Source organism: Paenibacillus sp. J31R30, from assembly GCF_059692115.1.
Genome location: NZ_JCAUAV010000008.1, coordinates 58192 through 76367 on the forward strand (window position 1 = coordinate 58192; position 18176 = coordinate 76367).

Below are 18176 nucleotides of genomic sequence, written 5' to 3' on the forward strand. Positions count from 1 at the left end.
CCAGAGATTGCTAACCTAGCAATCTCTTTTTTATTGATTGATATATTAATTAAATTAAATGGTATGCAAATAATATAATAAATACATATTGACATAATCTTAGACGGTCGCCTATAATCATAAATGTAAGCGTTTTATTTCCAAGTTAAGGGGGATGATTCACCCGATGAGGAAATCTGCTATGCTGCCGACATCTATGTACAATCTCATTGAACATGTTAGTAAAGAACTTTATTAGCTAGATCGGCCGAAGCTGGCTGCCATGTTTGGCGAATGCTTCGCGAATACATTTCAAACCACGATTGGGCAGCTGGAAGACGGTTCAACGTTCGTTATAACAGGTGACATACCAGCTATGTGGCTGCGCGATTCTTCAGCCCAAGTTCGGACGTATCTCCTGCTAGCACAAAAAGATCCCCTCATCGCCGATATGATTGAAGGTGTCGTGAGGAGGCAAGTTCAGTATATTGGGCTTGATCCATACGCGAATGCCTTCAATAAAGAACCCCATGGCGCAGGCCACCAGCAGGACATCACACCAATGAGCCCATGGATTTGGGAACGTAAATATGAAATTGATTCTCTCTGCTACCCCATTCAGCTCAGTTACTTCTTATGGAAGGTAACGGGCCGAACCTCTCATTTTACTCACGAATATCGAGCAGCCGTTCTTTCCATACTTCAGCTTTGGCGAGTAGAGCAAGCGCATGAAACCCACTCCACCTATCGCTTCCAACGGATGAACTGTCCACCTACAGATACCTTAACAAGAGAAGGACTTGGCAGCGAAGTTGGTTATACCGGCATGACCTGGTCTGGTTTTCGCCCTAGTGACGACGCTTGCACATATGGTTATTTGGTGCCATCGAACATGTTCGCCGTCGTGGTGCTTGGCTACCTTGCCGAGATCGCGGATAAAGTTTGGATGGATCGAGCGGTAAGTGACGAAGCCCTTCAATTAGCCGGCGAAATTAGAGATGGCATTGAAGCATACGGAACCATCCCGCATCCTTCGTTAGGTGTCATGTACGCTTACGAGACGGACGGCCTCGGAGGCTACCATCTAATGGATGATGCCAATGTCCCCAGCTTGCTCTCCATACCCTACTTAGGCTACACGGACATATCAGATCCGACCTATCAGCGCACGCGGAGCTTCATTTTAAGTGAAGAGAATCCTTACTTTTATCAGGGGAAAGCTGCGGAAGGCATTGGCAGTCCGCACACACCAGAGCGTTACATATGGCCGATTTCACTTGCGATTCAAGGACTTACGGCTTCTAGCCAACAAGAAAAGCTTCGACTATTGGATCTATTAGCAGCTACAGATGCAGGAACAGGATTTATGCATGAAGGCTTTCATGTGAACGATCCTGAGAAGTTTACGCGACCTTGGTTCTCGTGGGCAAACGCGATGTTTAGTGAACTGGTCTTGGATGTGTGTGGTCTTTCGATTATGCAAATAGTTCGGTCATCAAGCTAGGTTATGTGGGGGTAACCCCTTTTAACATAGGCATGGAAAAAGTAGTCTTTCATATAAAGGGAGGAAGAATCATGAAAAAATGGATGACTGTCATTACCGTAGTGACACTAACGCTTAGCTTAGCAGCATGTTCATCGAAAACAGACACGAATCAAACGACTGCAACTACGAAGCCTGAGGGGACGACGGCACCCGCAACTTCGGCGTCAACTGCACCAGCCGCTAAAGCACCGGTAGAAATCACCTTTTGGGGTGACTGGGGTGGAGAAGGTGAGAAGCAATTCGTCATGATGGCGGATGTCTTCAATAAGTCACAGGACAAAATCAAAGTGAAATACGTACTGCAGGAAGACATGATTACGAAATTTCTGACTGCTGCGACCTCGGGCGGTTCTCCGGATGTGATGTTCTGGGATAGATGGCGGACTTCCCTCTACGCCTCCAAGAATGTTCTTCATCCCATCGATGAATATATGAAGAGAGATAACATTAAGCGAACGGATTACTACGATGAAGCGCTTAAAGAACTGTCTGCTGGCGATAAACTGTACGGTCTTCCTTTAACAGTTGATGCAAGAGCACTCTTTTATAATAAGAAATTATTCGCTGAAAAAGGGCTGCAACCGCCAAAAACGTGGGAAGAGCTGGAGAACGCGGCTAAGCAGTTGACCGTATGGGAAGGCGATAAGCTGGTTCGATCTGGGATGTCGATGAATGATAATGGCCTGTTCAATATGTGGCTGCAGCAAGCAGGCGGCTCCATGGTAACTAGCGATATGAAGAAAACGAACTTCAACAATGACCAAGGTAAGCAGGTACTGGATTTCTGGGATAAACTGATCAACAAAGATAAGGTATATAAAGTTGGTTTTGAAAAAGGGTTAGGGGAAGGCACCGATGCCTTCGTCACAGGTAAAGTAGCGATGACCTATACAGGTCCTTGGATGTTGTCTACGTATAAAAAGTATGGCAAAGAGCTTGATTTCGGTGTTGTTCCTCCACCAACTGGACCTGGAGGCGGCAAAGGAAGCGTCATGGGCGGCTTCGGTCTCGTGATCCCTGCGGGCTCTAAGCACAAAGAAGAGGCATGGGAATTCGAGAAATGGTGGTTAGCGAATAAAGACAATGCGCTTCTTTGGGCCAAAACAAGTATGAACCTTCCTGGCTTCAAGCCAGCGATGCAGGATCCGTTCTTCAAGGATGACCCGAACTGGAAGCCATTCATGGATACGCTGGAATTCGCGAAGATTCGTCCGCAGCACCCTGGTTATTCCGTCATGGAAGTGGATGGCTTGATGCCGAATCTGGATCTATTCGTTCAAGGCAAACAGGACGCGGCAACGACGCTGAAAAAGGGGCAAGAACAAGGAGATAAGCTGCTGGATCAGAACGCGGCAGGTAAGTAAATAGATGCACAAGGGGAAGGTGATCCTGTCCTTCCCCTTTCTTGTAAGGAGGAAATCTATGGCATCCGTCAGCAAGCTTAGCCGGCATCAAGCAAGAATGGGATATTTTTTCATTACGCCGACAATATTCCTGTTTGTCATATTTACCGTAATTCCCGTGATTATGGCGCTGTACCTGAGCTTTACGAATTATGACATCGTAAGCAAAAATGATTTTGTAGGCTTGGCAAATTATAAGCGACTCGTGGATGATCCTACATTTTGGACGACATTGAAAAATGTGTTGTTCTATTCGGTGCTGTATATTCCCTTGAATATCGCCATTTCGTTGTCCATGGCTGTGCTCTTTATGCGCAAACGGATCGGTGTGAAATTATTCCGCACAGCAGGTTATTTACCAACGCTAACATCAGGCGTTGCAGCTGCAACGGTCTGGATTTGGCTGCTGAATCCTGAGTTCGGACTTGTGAATGAGCTGCTGAGTAAAGTTGGCATTACTGGACCCTCGTGGCTGGCAGAAATGCCCTATGCGATGATCTCCATCGTATTCGTGACCTTATGGCAATCCGTTGGTGCGAACATGATCATTTATTTAGCCGGACTGAACGGTGTTCCCGAGCATCTGTACGAATCAGGGAAGCTGGATGGCGCGAATGGTTGGCAATCGTTCCGTTACATCACTTGGCCTGTTCTAAGGCCGACGACTTTTTTTGTAAGCACGATGGCGATTATTGGCGCTCTTCAGCTCTTCGATCAAGCCTATGTCTTGACCAAAGGTGGTCCTGCAAACTCGACCAAGACGACCGTGTACTATATTTATCAGCAAGGATTTGGGCAGTTGCAAATGGGGTATGCCGACGCAATGGCTTTCGCTTTATCGCTTCTGATCTTAGTATTCTCGCTTATGAATATGAAGCTTAACAAAGAAGAAGATGCCATGTTGTAGGAGGGATGGACAATGAAACCCAATTATTTGTATACGACGATTTTGTACCTCATTTCCATCGCAGTCTGCCTAGTCATGGTTATCCCTTTTGTATGGAGTTTGGTCACTTCAGTTAGGCCGGATGAAGAGATTTTCATGCTGCCGATCAGGTGGATTCCTTCCAGCTTGACGATTTCGCATTACACGAAAGCTTTCGACTTAGTCCCGTTTGGACTGTATTTCAAGAATTCGTTTTACTTGGCCTTTATGGGCGTACTGTTTAACCTATTGTTAGGTTCATTGAGCGGGTATGCGTTCGCTAAGCTTCGATTCAGAGGCCGTGATACGATGTTCAAAATATTGCTCGCCGCCATGATGATTCCTGGTGTCGTCACCCTGATCCCGCAGTTTTTTGTGCTCAAGCATATCCCCTTCGTTGGCGGGAATGACTGGCTTGGCGGAGGCGGGAATGGACTATTGAATACGTTCTGGGCGGTTATTTTGCCAGGAGCTTCGGGATCATTCGCCGTATTTTTCATGCGGCAGTTTTTCGTATCCTTACCAAGTGATTTGCAAGAGGTGTCACGCATCGAGGGGAGCGGGGAGCTGCGCATTTATTGGAACATTTATATGCCGCTCGCGAAGCCGGCTTTGGCGACATTAGGCATTTTCACCTTTCAGGCAGGCTGGAATAGCTTCCTCGGCCCGCTCATTATGCTGAACGATCCCGCTAAGAAAACAATTCAGTTAGGCTTAGCTGCATTTACGTATAACAAGCAGGTTGATTTCGGACCTTTGATGGCAGGGGCTTTAATTGCCGTCGTTCCCATTCTGATCCTCTTCCTCCTCTTACAGAAGTATTTCGTACAAGGGATTGCTTTTACAGGGACCAAGGGATAAGACGCAAGTCAGACTCGAAGGTGAATGCGATTGAACAAACGATGGAGCATGCGAATAGCCCTAGCGGCTGTCGGGATAGGGATAATCATAGTGGCGATCTGGGGAGTGATGAACATGGGGAATGAACATATCGTGACGGACGGACAGATGAATGAAGAAGCCAAGACAGAAACCTGGGAGAATCGAGCAGCATTGGCGCAAGCAGGGTTAATGAAGCAATATTGGAACAGCAAGCGGAACTTATTCGATAATTTATCGCCATGCAACGATTTATGCAATGAGAAATTTCACTATTGGTGGCAAGCTCATGGCGTAGATACGCTGGTGGATGCTTATGTAAGAACGGGAGAAAGCGAAGTTAAAGGCTATTTGGCCAATATGTATCAAGGTATGTTAGATCGCAACGGCGGGGCTTGGCCCAATGATTTCTATGATGATATGGAATGGCTAGCGATAGCATGGCTTCGAGCTTATGAGGCGACAGGCGAAGACAAGTATAAACAAGCGGCACTGCTGCTATGGGAAGATATTAAGACAGGGTGGAACGAGGAGCAAGGCGGGGGTATTGCGTGGCGTAAGCCGCAGATGGATTATAAGAATACACCGGCGAATGCCCCAGCTGTCATCCTAGCCGCTAGATTGTATCAGCAGTTTGGCAATGCGGAAGACCTGGTATGGGCGCGTAAGATCTACGACTGGCAGAAGGCGAACCTCGTGGATCCCGAGTCTGGCTTCGTATGGGACGGGAAGAACCGTGAGGGCGACGGCAAGATCGATAAGAGCTGGGAGTTCTCTTACTGCCAAGGTGTTTACATAGGAGCGGGCGTTGAGTTGTTCCGAGCAACGGGAGATAAGGTCTATTTGGCGGATGCATCGCGAACCGCTCAAGCTTCGAAAGCTAGACTGACCAGCCCGATCACGGGCATGCTGCCTAGTGAAAGCAATGGCGATGGCGGCCTGTTCAAGGGCATATTTGTCCGCTATTTGGCCGAACTCGTGCTAGTGGACCCCAGTCAAAAGGAATCCCTTGACCTCTTAGTAACCAATGCGAATAGCCTCTGGGCTTACGGGAGAAATGAGCAACGCATGATGTTCAGCAAGTCGTGGGCCACTTCGCCGGAACCAGCGGAGGACTTAAGCGTTAATCTAAGCGGCGTCATGCTGTTGGAGAGACTGGCTGTATTAGAGAAGAAGGGATTGCTTGTCTATTGAGGGATAGGTTAAAAATTTGCACTAGTCAAATAATGTAAGATGCTTTAAGCTTGACTCATTGATTGTGATGAGGAGGGCTTATTGAAGATGGAAATCAAATTATTTAAAGCATTGTGGGGCATGGAAGGTTCGCTAGAGTCCCAGTTTGAGCGAATTGCAGCAGCAGGGTATGTGGGAATCGAGGCACCGATGCCGACACTTGCCGATGAAGATCAGTTCCGGAAGCTGTTAGAACAACATCAGCTGGAGTATATAGCCATGGTATTTACCGCTGGGCCTGACCACATTGCTTCCTTTGGAGAGCAAGTGGCACGTGCGGTTACATTTCGCCCCACCAGCATTACTTCACACAGCGGCAAGGATGCTATGCCATTTGAAGAGCAAGTCGCATTCTATCGTGAAGCTGCTGCTATTGAGAAGCAATATGGGATTGCGATTGGGCATGAGACTCACCGTGGTCGCACGTTGTTCAATCCTTGGGAAACCGGCAGGCTGCTGGATGCAGTGCCTGAGATCAAGCTAACAGCTGATTACAGCCACTGGTGCTGTGTAACGGAGACTACGCTTGAGAGTCAAGAAGAGAATCTGCGCAAGTCCTTCTCACGCGTTCAGCATATTCACGGCCGCGTAGGTTACGCACAGGGACCGCAGGTACCAGATCCGCGAGCACCAGAGTATGCGCATGAATTGCAGCGGCATTTGAGCTGGTGGGACAGCATCATCCAAACGCACCAGGAGCAAGGCAGAACGACAGTTACCTTTACGCCAGAGTTTGGGCCTCCAGGATATTTGCACACCTTGCCGTTCACGAATCAACCTGTTGCAGATTTATGGGAAGTCTGCCTTTGGATGGGAAAACATTTCAAAGGACAATATAAGAGTATCTAATCCTACTACTCTCAGTTGAAGGAAAACATCATGCTGCTAAGAAAAATACAGAAAATGCCTGCCTCAAGACTTATTGTTATCGCCTATATGATTGGAATACTTCTTATTGCCGTCCTTCTTAAATTACCTATCAGCTTACAACCGGGCGCCACAATCTCCTTTGTGGACGCCCTCTTTACGTCAGTAAGCGCAGTTAGCGTTACTGGCCTGACGACTGTAGGCATCAAAGATACGCTAAGCGGCTTTGGCATTGGTGTACTCATCATTGCCTTTCAGTTCGGTGGTATCGGCGTTATGACGCTGGGAAGCTTCTATTGGCTACTGTTCAGGCAGGAAATTGGGCTGCTCCAGCGCAAAATGATTATGATTGACCAGAACCGCAACAATCTATCGGGATTGGTTCAGTTAATGCAGCTCGTACTGGGCTTTACGCTGATTCTGGAAGCCATAAGTACGTTGGCTTTTGGTCTGTACTTCTACTTTGCCGGCAAGTATGAGTCCATTGGGTCAGCCTTGTACTATGGGATGTTTCACACCATTTCGGCCTTCACGAATGCTGGGTTTGATCTGTTTGGTAATTCCTTGCTCGATTATTCGGAAGACTATTTCGTCCAAGTACTCACGATGTTCTTGATCATACTGGGAGGCATCGGGTTTCCTGTGCTTGCCGAATTACGAGAATATTTGCGGAGGGGAGATACCAAATTCCGCTTTTCCCTGTTTACCAAGCTGACGGTTGCGACGACATCCGTCTTGCTGCTGTTCGGTACCGCTGGCTTCTGGTTGTCGGAGAGGTCTCATGCTTTGGCTGAGATGAGCTGGCATGGGAAAATACTCAGCTCATTGTTCACATCGGTTACCTCTCGCAGCGCGGGACTTACAACGCTGGATATGTCCACAATTACAGAAGCAAGCTTGCTGCTTCTTTCCATTCTGATGTTTATTGGGGCAAGCCCATCAAGTATGGGGGGCGGAGTACGAACGACGACGGTGACCGTTATCGTATTGGCACTGATTTCTTATGCGCGCGGGGAGAAGGAGCCGAAGATCTTTGGGCGGACGATTTCCCAAGAGGACTCGCTTAAGAGCTTTGTGTTTTTTCTCACCGGTATTGCATTGGTTATTGCCGGAGTATTCGTATTGCTGCTAGCGGAGTCGCATCGTTGGGGAGTGTCCGCTATTCTTTTCGAGATTGCCTCGGCATTCGGAACATGCGGCTTATCCACGGGCATAACAACCGAGCTAAGCAGTGCTAGTAAAATTACGCTCATCGTGCTTATGTTCATCGGACGCATCGGGCTGTTCCTGTTTTACTCCCTATTTACCAATGGGAAGAAGAAACCGCTCATCCGGTATCCGGAGGAGAAGCTGATCATCGGGTGATCCGCTATACGAATATTAACCGAGGTAGATCATTGATCTGCCTCGGTTTTCTGTTGATACATGTGTGAGCAGGTTACGTCTCTTGTGTGTTTTTGGGTACAACTTTGTTAGTTTTGGATACTTACAGGCCTCTTCTTGCTCCGTATAATTGGTAGTATTGAGAGCAATCATCCCTGAGGGCAAGAGGAGGTTCATACAATTATGAAATATACACGTTTTGCGGGATCAACCGATCAGGTTTCACGACTTGGCTTTGGAGCTATGGGCTTAGGCGGTTCATTCGGTACCTTTGACGAAGCCTATTTGATTCAATCTGTGCTGCATAGCTTGGAGCAAGGTGTCAACTTGATTGATACAGCGCGCGCTTATGGAGAGTCGGAACGAATTGTCGGACTGGCACTGAAGCAGTGGCGGGGAGAACGTCCTTTTGTCACCTCGAAAATACAATCCCTAGGGCCTGGGTCGATCGGATGGGGAACGCATATCCCTGTTGAAACCGCTTACCCGCAAGGCTGGCTGCGTGAAAGCACCGAAATTTCACTCAAGCAGCTGGGGCTTGAAACGATCGATCTTATGCAGCTCCACCAATATTGGCCGCAATGGGATAAGAAGGACTACTGGATGGAAGAATTACTCCGTCTGAAAGAGGAAGGAAAGATTCGTTTCATTGGTATCTCCATTCCAGATCAACGTCATGATATCGCACTTAGCCTTGTACAGAGCGGTAAGATTGATGCGGTGCAGACCGTATTCAACATCTTCGATCCACTGCCGCTCGATTGCTTAATTCCATTCTGTGAGGAGCAACAAGTGGCATTTCTCGCTCGTTGTGTGATGGATGAGGGCGGTCTGACAGGCTTCTTAACGAAAGATACGCAATTCGAGAATACCGATTATAGGAAATCCTACTTCGAATATGTGCCGCGCGAAATGTATATCGAACGGGTTGATCGCCTACGTAAATTCATTCCTGATTACGCCGATAGTCTTGCTGAATTGGCAATTAAATTCGTCTTGCAGCATCCTGCTGTAACGACAGCGCTTGTTTCCATGCATGTACAGGAGCAAGCCACTCAGAACATTGCAGCGCTATCGAAAGCTCCGCTTCCAGCTGACGTATTCGAAGAAATACGGAGATACCATCGGTGGGTGCGAAACTTTTATGACACGAAATTCTGGTAAGCTTATGAAAGTGCTATGGTCAGAGCTTCTGCCCTATGAGTTTAAGCAGCGGCTATCCGCCTGCCCCATCGTCTATCTCCCGTTAGGCATTTGCGAACCGCATGGTCAGATTAGCGCACTCGGGTTAGACACGTTGAAGGCAGAATGGCTTTGTGTGGAAGCAGCTAAGCGTGCAGGAGGGATCGTTGCGCCCTCACTAAGCTACCACATTCACGAGTCAGGCTATCATGCCCAGTGGCTGGAGGAGGTAGTCGGCGAGGAGCAGGCGCATATGACCGCCATGCCACCGCATGTGCTGCTGCATTTTTTCTTATATCAATTGCGAGCGTTCGCAGGAGCGGGTTTTCGATCCATTGTTGTCCTGACCGGGCATGGTGGCGGGAATGAGCTCGACCTCCGAAGAGTAAGCGAAGTGTTCATGCGGGAGACGGGGGTAACGATCTGGGTCGGTACCGATGTTCAGCTTGTCCAGGATCAATTTCAGGGTGATCACGCTGGGAAATATGAGATTTCACAGCTCATGTTCTTACATCCCGAGCTGATTGATTTCTCCCAGCTTAGGCGACAAACCGAAGAAGGAGCAGGCGGCCGCTTAGCACTTGGCGAAGATGCGATGGAGGCGAGTGCGGAGCAGGGTGCCCGCATCATGGAGGCATGCTTGGCGCAGCTGTGCGGGCTTGTTACAGATCATGCCGCTATCTTGCAGCGGAGCGAAGTCCCTTCTCTGCCTAGGCTGCTCTCCTATGAAGAAACGGAGTTCATATGGGAACAGGCAAAGCTTCAAGGACCATGGGTCACATCACGACCTCGTTCTGGTCAGAAGAGTGTGTCAGAGTCATCCCAGTGGAAAATTTTTGAATACCAGATGTTGTAAAATGTTATAATAAGACGAAGACGCAGCCTAGGAGCTTTCTGTGGCTGCTTTTCTTATGAATTATGGGGAATTATGACTGCAGAAGTCGAATTCACAAATAATTTAACTAGGAAAGTGAAACGTGATTCAATTTCATGCGTATCAGATAAGGGAGTTCACTAAAACAGGTAAGCGAAGGGAGGTGACCTCGTTGACAGTTAGTTTGGTCAAAGGTCAAAAAGTCGATTTAACAAAAGGTAACGCAGGTCTTGCTAAAGTTGTGGTTGGGTTAGGTTGGGATCCTGCTGTTGTTGAGAAAAAGGGTTTCTTCGGTTCGAAGAAGACAGCGGTTCAAATCGATTGTGACGCGTCCGTTCTCCTATTGGATGAAAAGGGAAGAATAACCAAAGAGAAAAACGTGGTTTACTTTGCAAACCTGCAAAGCCCAGATGGTTCAGTCGTTCACTCTGGTGACAACCGTACTGGCGATGGTGATGGCGATGATGAGCAGATTACCATTAATTTAGGACAAGTTCCCGCGGATGTGAGTAAGATCGTGTTCGTCGTGAATATTTATGACTGTGTGAATAGAAAGCAAGATTTCGGTCTTATTCAATCAGCCTATATTCGCGTATTGAATGGTTCGAATCAACAAGAGTTAGTTAAGTTTAACTTATCTGACGACTATTCAGGCAAATCTTCCCTCATTGTTGGTGAAATTTATCGCCATAGCGGCGAATGGAAATTCAGTGCAATTGGTGAAGGCAGTACAGACACAACCATTGGACAATTGGTGAAAAGATATCAATAATGGCACAGCCAAATCTTATTTAAAGAGAGGTTATTCAAATGTCTATTTCATTATCTAAAGGTCAGAAAGTCGATTTGACGAAAACAAACCCAGGTTTGACGAAAGTTATCGTTGGTCTTGGTTGGGATACGAACAAATACGATGGCGGCAAGGATTTCGATTTGGATGCTTCCATTTTTGCAGCGAATGCTGCGGGTAAAGTTGGAAATGAATCTGATTTCATTTTCTACAACAATCGTCAAAACGCGAACGGTTCTATCGTACACAAAGGTGACAATCGTACGGGTGCTGGCGATGGCGACGATGAAGTCATCAGCGTTGATCTGAGTGCGGTACCGGCAGAAACGGAAAAAATTGCTTTCTGTATTACGATTCATGATGCAGAAGCAAGATCGCAAAATTTTGGACAAGTCTCCAACGCATACGTACGTGTACTTAACGAAGGATCTGGCGCGGAATTGATTCGTTTCGATCTTGGCGAGGATTTCTCCGTTGAAACAGGTGTTGTGATCGGTGAGCTTTACCGTCATAGCGGTGAGTGGAAATTCAGCGCAATCGGCAGCGGATACAAAGACGGTCTTGCAGGGTTGGCACGCGATTACGGTTTGCAAACTTCCTAAGATTCAAGTCTTAATGAAATAGGGTGGTGCTTTTCTAAGCATCACCTTCCCTACTCTTCTGAATCAATTCGACTCGAGAAATGGTGTTCACATGACCAGCTTTGTTGTGTTATGAATTGGAAATCAATGCTCCGAGGACAATGTACGTTATATTCGGAGAATGATATAGATGGGGCTAGATCATGAGAAACAGCTAATAAAACAGGGGGTCCACCTTAATGTCAGACTTTTTTCAAAGTTTTGTAGATAATTTCATGAATTTTTTTAGCTGGGACGTGCTCTCGGCTACACTTACAGATCCCGTAAACTGGGGGATTATCGGAACACTAGTTCTTCTTGAAGGATTACTTTCCGCTGATAATGCGCTAGTATTAGCCGTGATGGTAAAGCACTTACCGAAAGCACAGCAGAAGAGAGCGTTATTCTACGGTTTGTTAGGTGCTTACATATTTAGATTTATCGCCATCGGTGTTGGTACGTTCTTAGTACAGATTACCTGGATTAAGGTAGGTGGGGGCGCGTATCTACTTTGGATTGCATATAGTAATCTCTTTTTGAAGAAACACAACGATGAAGGCGGGGAAGTCAAGAACAAAGGTCTTTCCTTCTGGCGTACGGTGCTTGCGGTAGAAATCATGGATATTGCCTTCAGTGTAGACAGCGTGTTGGCTGCATTTGGTGTAAGTGACAAGGTGTGGGTATTATTCCTTGGTGGTATCTTAGGCGTTCTCATGATGAGAGGCGTGGCACAAGTCTTCTTGAAGCTCATAGACAAGATACCGGAATTGGAAAAAACAGCGTTTATTTTAATTATCGTTATTGGTCTTAAAATGATTGCTGGAGCATTCGGTTTCCACATCTCACACGTGATCTTCTTCTCCGTCATTATTGCCTTGTTCGGAGGAACGATTATTCTAAGCATGCTTCGCAAAAAGGACAAGTCTGGATCTGTAAAAGAATCATAAGAATAGCAAATGAACAGTCCCTCCTTTAAGGAGGGATTGTTTCTTAAAAGAGGGAGGAATCGGCATGCGATATTTCAATTATTTAACAGCGGATGAAGAGAAAGCTTTATTTTACTTACCGCCGAATTCCTTCCATAATCATTCGCACAAAGACATTTTAGCTCATTCCGTTGGTGCTGCCTTGTACATGCCAGCGACTCGCCGTACGTTTGCAGAAGATATTGCCTTTGGTAAAATTGAAGGCTTAGTATCCGTAGTTCTTGATTTAGAGGATGCCGTTGGTGATAACGAAGTGCATGCTGCGGAGGATTCACTTATCGGACAAATGAACCAGATCGCCCATTGGATTGATGTTGGTATTTTAAACAATGATAATCTGCCGCTAATATTCGTTCGCGTAAGAAGCGTGAATCAATTGAATTATGTGCTGGAGAGGCTGGAGGAGAATGTAGCCCTTCTAACGGGCATTGTATTTCCGAAATTTACTGTAGACAATGGCGAGGATTATTTTCAAGTTCTAGAAAATTACAATGATGAGAAATCGGAAACAGCACCAACTTTGTACGGATTACCGATTCTGGAATCTGCCTCGATTATTTATAAAGAAAGCCGCACTTCTACTTTACTAGCAATTAATGACATTATCACGAAGTTTAAAGATTTGGTCTTGAATATCCGAATTGGAGCTACAGATTTTTCAAGCTTATTTGGTCTGAGAAGAAGTTCGGACAGAACCATTTATGACATTGCGCCTATTCGGGATTGTGTCGCTGATATTATTAATATTTTTGGACGAATGGAAGCTTGCAACGTGATCTCTGGACCTGTGTGGGAATATTTCCCTACGAAAGGACTCATTCACGAAGTGATGTTGGATAAGGAAAATGGCATGATCGGCAAAACCATTATACATCCCACGCACATTAAGCCGGTTCAGTCGCTCTATGCGGTCACACATGAAGAGTATACAGATGCGACGAGCATTCTGATTAATCATCATGGCGACCTTGGGGTGATGAAGAGCGCCTACGGCAATAAGATGAATGAATTCAAACCCCATTTCAATTGGGCGAAACGTATTCTGGTAAGATCACAAATATATGGGGTGCTGCATGAACAACAATCCTTTGAAGGACTATTCAGTAGGCCTGACCGAGCGTACGTATAAAATCGCAGGCGATCTTGAGCTTCACGTCACTGTGACCTCCAATCCCCATAACATCCCGCTGGATGCGCTATTCGCGATGGCGGCGAGAATTAATAAGAAACGATCTTTTTTGTTCGTGAGTAAGGTGCTCGGCAAGCATATCCCGGTGAATCCGTACACTTCACTGTTAAGTGGAACTACTTTAGCGTTGCTGCTGGAGCAAGCTTTACAGGGGACGAAGACAGAAGAGAAGGTGCAGCAAGCAATTGCGGGGCTCGTATATCCGGAGAAAGCAGAAACAGCCTATAAAACAATCATGTCTGAGCGCATACAGCTTCAGCAGCCCATCGCTTTCATCGGGTTTGCTGAGACAGCGACGGCCATTGGTCATGCGGTATATGAGGCTTTTGGACAGGGAAGTCATTATTTACATACGACACGTGAAGTGATTGATGAATCACCGACCATCCTTCAGTTTGAAGAGGAGCATTCGCATGCCATGGCACACTATGGCTATTCGGACGACCCTGCGATGCTTGCGCAGCCCGAAATTCTTGTCCTCGTCGATGATGAGATTACAACGGGCAAAACCTCACTTAATATTATTCGCGATCTGCAAGGGAAATATCCCAAGAAAGTCTACTATGTGTTAGCATTGCTCGATTGGCGCAAAGAGGAAGACATCTTGCAATTTGCTCAATTGGAGCAGGAATTAAACATCACGATCCATGTCATTTCACTGATACGAGGGAGGACGACTGTATTTGGCTCAAGCGAGAGCTTAGCCTTGCAAGCACCTAGCCCTTTGCAAGAGGAACGAACAGGAACCCTGCAAATCGCCTATGTGAATCAACTATTCTCACACGCGCCATTTGCTGGTAATCGTCCTTATTTGCAGCATAGTGGAAGATTCGGTCTGACACCTCCGAATAACCGGCAATTGGATCGTTCCATCACGCAAACAGCAGAGCGGCTCAAACGTATGCGTACGGGGATCAAGACACTCTGCGTGGGTACGGGAGAGTTCATGTATATTCCAATGCGCATTGCGGCTGAAATGGGGGCAGGGGTGTCTTATCAATCGACGACACGCAGCCCGATTCATGTCATTGAACAAGATGACTATGCGGTGAAATACGGTCATGCTTTTCCTTCCCCAGAGGATGAACATGTCGTGCACTTCTTCTACAACATCCCGAACGGCATGTATCAGGAACTCTTTCTGTTCATGGAAAGAGAGGCCTCGCCATCTGCGATGGATCCCATCCTGCGAATCCTCCAAACAAGGGGGCTGCACACCTTGCATATCGTCTTCTTTTCACCGCAGACAGTCGATTGGAAGGAGGCTAAAGTATGGAAGCTTGGCGAACCCGACCAATAGATGAGCCGCAACCGATGGGCAGCTATTCGCCTGCTGATGTGACATTTCTACTGAAGGATGTCAGCGAGGTACAGCTGGAAGTCGCCTTAGATGCCAGAGAACGTGCCATCCAGTCCGGCACGCACTACTCGGAAATGCTTCCACAAGAGCATCTGCCAGCCTCCGATTATTTGAATTTATATCAAGACACGCTTAAACTGTCTGCAGCGAAGGTAGCTGTATCCGTTGGGGCTGTGGCCGAACTTATCCGAGCAAAGAAGGGGCCGAATACGGTTCTGGTTTCCTTGGCTAGGGCGGGCACGCCTGTCGGTATTCTGATTAAGCGATATCTTCAGGATATTCATGGCCTTGATTTTCCCCACTATAGTATTTCGATTATTCGTGGCAAAGGAATCGATGAGAACGCTCTCTTGTACATGCTGCAGAAGCACCCTAACGCGAGATTGCAATTCATCGACGGGTGGACTGGGAAGGGCGCCATTCGTAAGGTACTTACCCAAGCTTGCGGCAAAATGGCAAGGGAATACGGGATCATTCTGGACGATGATCTAGCGGTGCTTGCTGATCCGGGCCATTGCACGGATATGTTCGGAACCCGTGAGGACTTTCTCATTCCGAGCGCATGCCTGAACTCGACAGTCTCAGGTTTAATGAGCCGGACCGTGTTGCGTGACGATCTGATTGGTCCGTATGATTTCCATGGATCTAAATATTACAGGGAGTGGCTAGATCAAGATCAATCGAATCATTTTATCGATACGATCGTGCCCTATTTCGGCGAGGTGACAGAGGAAGCTCAGGCGATTGCTCAAGACATTTTGACTCATCCACCCGAGATTTCATGGCATGGTTTCCGAGATATACAAGCGATTCAGACAACCTACCAGATTGCAGATATGAATCTGATTAAGCCTGGAGTGGGAGAAACGACCCGCGTCCTGCTCAGAAGAGTACCGTGGCGGATCTTAGTAAACCGTATGGATAATCCGCATATCCGGCATATCCTGCTTTTAGCTGAAGCACGCGGAGTACCGGTTGAGGTCTATCCCGGCCTCACTTACTCGTGTTGTGGTCTTATACAATCCGTGAAAGGAGATGCCGAATGATTTATGCGAGTGATTTAGATCAGACCTTAATCTACTCCCAGCCTGCAGATCGTGCAGAGCAGTGGGGAGATCGTATTATGATCGCCGAGCTTATTGATGGCAAGGTAAGATCATATATGTCTTCCAACACGTATTCACGCCTGCAAGAGCTGATGAATGAACTCATTTTCATCCCTGTGACAACCCGAACGATTGTACAATATGAGCGTATTCACCTGATTAGTCAAATCCTGAAGCCTCAATATGCGGTGACTAGCAATGGGGGGAATATGCTCATTGATGGCAAAGTGGATATGGAGTGGCGCGATCTCGTTAGAAACCGTGTTAGCGAGACGAGCGCACCTTTAGAAGATGTTCTCCCTGTCATGAACGCTGTTTTGCGTCAGGATTGGGTAATCAGCTCAAGCTTCTGCGATGAGCTCTTCTATTCCCATATCGTCGAACGTGACCGTATGCCTTTGCAGGAGATCGCCGATCTCAGCACGCAGCTGCAGGGAATGGGCTGGCGAACTTCCGTACAAGGAAGAAAGGTATACATCGTCCCTGAAGCTGTGAGCAAAGGCGCAGCGATTGCACACCTGAGTCAAGTCCTTGGTGGACGGAAGGTAATCGCATCCGGAGATTCGCTTCTGGATCAGAGCTTGTTAGACGTCGCTGATTTTGCCATTGCTCCAGGTCATGGAGAACTATTCCGCCAAGAGCAAATGGGACAGTCAGGGAATTATAGATTTACCGAGGAATCCGGTATTTTTGCAGCGGATGATATCACGTCATTTGTACATTCCACACATAGAGAGCACAAATTGTTGCTCGCAAAGGAGCCCACATGAAAAAAGTATGGTTTAACCGCTGGTTTTCTGTTGCTTATCATTATATGAACAGTATCCGCAATAATGAGGATGGCGTTCAGTTCAAGATGTATGCGACGCATCCAGACCGCAGCCACATGGCGCTGAGATCAGCAGATTTTGCAGATACCGAGCCAGTGCTCGGGGACGATGACTATGTGGAGTTCGCATTAGGCTTTTGCAAGCAGCATGGTATTGATGTATTTATCCCAAGGCTGCATATGTACGCTATTGCCAAGCATATTGATGAGTTCGAAAAAATAGGCACGAAGGTAACGGTTTGCCGTGACCTAGAGCTTCTGGAAAGTATCATGGAAAAGCAAAAGTTTTACGAGCGCATTCGCCCGCAGAAAATCGTTGCGATTCCCGACTACCATGTGGTCAACACAGCGGAGCAGTTTCTTGCGGCGCATGAAGCGCTAACGGCAGCTGGCCATGGCGTCTGTATGAAGCCAACAAATGGCGAAGGCGGCAATGGATTTCGTATTATCAGCAATAAGCGGAATGCGCTGAATGATATGTTTGGACCAGTCATGCCGTATCTTACGAAAGAGCAAGCGTACCAGAACTTTTCGACTGTGGAACGTTTTGATGACGTTATGGTGATGGAACTACTGGGTGGCTACGAATACAGCATCGATTGTTTGGCTTCCGCAACGGGTGAACTGCTTGCCGCTGTTCCTCGTCGTAAGGCAGATGGACGATTAAGGCTATTAGAGGAAGTTCCAGAGCTCATCGAGCTTGCCAATCAAGTTGCAGCCACCTACCGCATTCCTTTTAATTATAATATTCAAATAAAGTACAATCAGGGCGTTCCGAAACTGTTGGAGATTAATCCTAGAATGTCCGGTGGTTTACAAGTTAGCTGCCTGTCAGGCATTAATTTTCCGTATTTAGCAGTGAAATCGCTTCTGGGTGAAAAGGTTGACATACAAAAGCCGAATTTCGGCATATTGGCGAGTCACCTCGAACAATATGTTATTATGAATCTCGGTGAATAATCAGTGCCGCGCATCATATCTTTGATAATAGATGATCATTCGTATCAATCAGTCAAAGAGGGTGC

17 protein-coding genes are annotated in these 18176 nt (G+C 46.9%); all 17 read left to right on the plus strand.

Features of this window, described 5'->3' with window-relative positions; genetic code table 11:
- Positions 1-253 precede the first annotated feature (253 nt).
- The 17 genes from AC58QO_RS23355 to AC58QO_RS23435 all read left to right on the plus strand — a co-directional run bounded on the left by AC58QO_RS23355 (position 254) and on the right by AC58QO_RS23435 (position 18111).
- Entirely contained in the window at positions 254-1483 is a 1230-nt protein-coding gene (locus tag AC58QO_RS23355; protein WP_497270019.1) for a glycoside hydrolase family 125 protein, read from the plus strand.
- Between the two features lie 68 nt (positions 1484-1551).
- The gene (locus AC58QO_RS23360) at positions 1552-2889 is read left to right on the plus strand and encodes an ABC transporter substrate-binding protein (protein ID WP_497270021.1); all 1338 of its coding nucleotides are present in this window, start codon (positions 1552-1554) and stop codon (positions 2887-2889) included.
- Positions 2890-2947: 58 nt separating this feature from the next.
- Positions 2948-3835, plus strand: a complete 888-nt coding sequence (locus AC58QO_RS23365) for a carbohydrate ABC transporter permease (protein WP_497269724.1) — start codon at positions 2948-2950, stop codon at positions 3833-3835.
- 12 nt (positions 3836-3847) lie between these two features.
- A complete protein-coding gene (locus AC58QO_RS23370; RefSeq protein ID WP_497269726.1) occupies positions 3848-4714 on the plus strand; it encodes a carbohydrate ABC transporter permease in 867 nt (288 codons plus the stop codon).
- Between the two features lie 24 nt (positions 4715-4738).
- A complete protein-coding gene (locus AC58QO_RS23375) occupies positions 4739-5926 on the plus strand; it encodes a glycoside hydrolase family 76 protein (RefSeq protein ID WP_497269728.1) in 1188 nt (395 codons plus the stop codon).
- Between the two features lie 87 nt (positions 5927-6013).
- Positions 6014-6814 carry a sugar phosphate isomerase/epimerase family protein gene (locus tag AC58QO_RS23380; protein WP_497269730.1) on the plus strand — a complete coding sequence of 267 codons (801 nt, stop codon included), beginning with the start codon at positions 6014-6016 and terminating at the stop codon, positions 6812-6814.
- Between the two features lie 30 nt (positions 6815-6844).
- Positions 6845-8197, plus strand: coding sequence for a TrkH family potassium uptake protein (locus AC58QO_RS23385; protein ID WP_497269732.1), 1353 nt, complete (start codon positions 6845-6847; stop codon positions 8195-8197).
- Positions 8198-8398: 201 nt separating this feature from the next.
- On the plus strand, positions 8399-9379 hold the full coding sequence (locus AC58QO_RS23390) for an aldo/keto reductase (RefSeq protein ID WP_497269734.1): 981 nt from the start codon (positions 8399-8401) through the stop codon (positions 9377-9379).
- Positions 9360-10253 (plus strand): creatininase family protein, encoded by an 894-nt coding sequence (locus AC58QO_RS23395; protein ID WP_497269736.1) that lies wholly within the window; start codon positions 9360-9362, stop codon positions 10251-10253. The genes AC58QO_RS23390 and AC58QO_RS23395 overlap by 20 nt, the downstream gene beginning before the upstream one ends.
- 190 nt (positions 10254-10443) lie before the next feature.
- Positions 10444-11043 (plus strand): TerD family protein, encoded by a 600-nt coding sequence (locus AC58QO_RS23400; protein ID WP_497269738.1) that lies wholly within the window; start codon positions 10444-10446, stop codon positions 11041-11043.
- A gap of 38 nt (positions 11044-11081) precedes the next feature.
- Complete coding sequence (locus AC58QO_RS23405) at positions 11082-11663, plus strand: TerD family protein (protein ID WP_497269740.1); 582 nt, start codon at positions 11082-11084, stop codon at positions 11661-11663.
- A 218-nt stretch (positions 11664-11881) separates the two neighbouring features.
- On the plus strand, positions 11882-12628 hold the full coding sequence (locus AC58QO_RS23410) for a TerC family protein (protein ID WP_497269742.1): 747 nt from the start codon (positions 11882-11884) through the stop codon (positions 12626-12628).
- A gap of 64 nt (positions 12629-12692) precedes the next feature.
- Positions 12693-13796, plus strand: coding sequence for an HpcH/HpaI aldolase/citrate lyase family protein (locus AC58QO_RS23415; RefSeq protein ID WP_497269744.1), 1104 nt, complete (start codon positions 12693-12695; stop codon positions 13794-13796).
- A complete protein-coding gene (locus tag AC58QO_RS23420) occupies positions 13741-15156 on the plus strand; it encodes a phosphoribosyltransferase family protein (RefSeq protein WP_497269746.1) in 1416 nt (471 codons plus the stop codon). Before AC58QO_RS23415 ends, AC58QO_RS23420 begins: the two co-directional genes overlap by 56 nt.
- Complete coding sequence (locus tag AC58QO_RS23425; RefSeq protein ID WP_497269748.1) at positions 15129-16262, plus strand: cysteine protease StiP family protein; 1134 nt, start codon at positions 15129-15131, stop codon at positions 16260-16262. The genes AC58QO_RS23420 and AC58QO_RS23425 overlap by 28 nt, the downstream gene beginning before the upstream one ends.
- Positions 16259-17092: an HAD family hydrolase gene (locus AC58QO_RS23430; RefSeq protein WP_497269750.1), complete on the plus strand. Its 834-nt coding sequence runs from the start codon at positions 16259-16261 to the stop codon at positions 17090-17092. Before AC58QO_RS23425 ends, AC58QO_RS23430 begins: the two co-directional genes overlap by 4 nt.
- Complete coding sequence (locus AC58QO_RS23435; protein WP_497269752.1) at positions 17089-18111, plus strand: ATP-grasp domain-containing protein; 1023 nt, start codon at positions 17089-17091, stop codon at positions 18109-18111. Before AC58QO_RS23430 ends, AC58QO_RS23435 begins: the two co-directional genes overlap by 4 nt.
- Positions 18112-18176 lie beyond the last annotated feature (65 nt).

Bases quoted from the DNA above. Each gene is read 5' to 3' on its own strand.
- AC58QO_RS23410 (WP_497269742.1), top strand. From the start codon at position 11,882: ATGTCAGACTTTTTTCAAAGTTTTGTAGATAATTTCATGAATTTTTTT.
- AC58QO_RS23365 (WP_497269724.1), top strand. From the start codon at position 2,948: ATGGCATCCGTCAGCAAGCTTAGCCGGCATCAAGCAAGAATGGGATAT.
- AC58QO_RS23420 (WP_497269746.1), top strand. From the start codon at position 13,741: ATGAACAACAATCCTTTGAAGGACTATTCAGTAGGCCTGACCGAGCGT.
- AC58QO_RS23395 (WP_497269736.1), top strand. From the start codon at position 9,360: ATGACACGAAATTCTGGTAAGCTTATGAAAGTGCTATGGTCAGAGCTT.
- AC58QO_RS23375 (WP_497269728.1), top strand. From the start codon at position 4,739: ATGCGATTGAACAAACGATGGAGCATGCGAATAGCCCTAGCGGCTGTC.
- AC58QO_RS23430 (WP_497269750.1), top strand. From the start codon at position 16,259: ATGATTTATGCGAGTGATTTAGATCAGACCTTAATCTACTCCCAGCCT.
- AC58QO_RS23370 (WP_497269726.1), top strand. From the start codon at position 3,848: ATGAAACCCAATTATTTGTATACGACGATTTTGTACCTCATTTCCATC.
- AC58QO_RS23405 (WP_497269740.1), top strand. From the start codon at position 11,082: ATGTCTATTTCATTATCTAAAGGTCAGAAAGTCGATTTGACGAAAACA.
- AC58QO_RS23390 (WP_497269734.1), top strand. From the start codon at position 8,399: ATGAAATATACACGTTTTGCGGGATCAACCGATCAGGTTTCACGACTT.
- AC58QO_RS23385 (WP_497269732.1), top strand. From the start codon at position 6,845: ATGCTGCTAAGAAAAATACAGAAAATGCCTGCCTCAAGACTTATTGTT.
- AC58QO_RS23380 (WP_497269730.1), top strand. From the start codon at position 6,014: ATGGAAATCAAATTATTTAAAGCATTGTGGGGCATGGAAGGTTCGCTA.
- AC58QO_RS23435 (WP_497269752.1), top strand. From the start codon at position 17,089: ATGAAAAAAGTATGGTTTAACCGCTGGTTTTCTGTTGCTTATCATTAT.
- AC58QO_RS23415 (WP_497269744.1), top strand. From the start codon at position 12,693: ATGCGATATTTCAATTATTTAACAGCGGATGAAGAGAAAGCTTTATTT.
- AC58QO_RS23425 (WP_497269748.1), top strand. From the start codon at position 15,129: ATGGAAGCTTGGCGAACCCGACCAATAGATGAGCCGCAACCGATGGGC.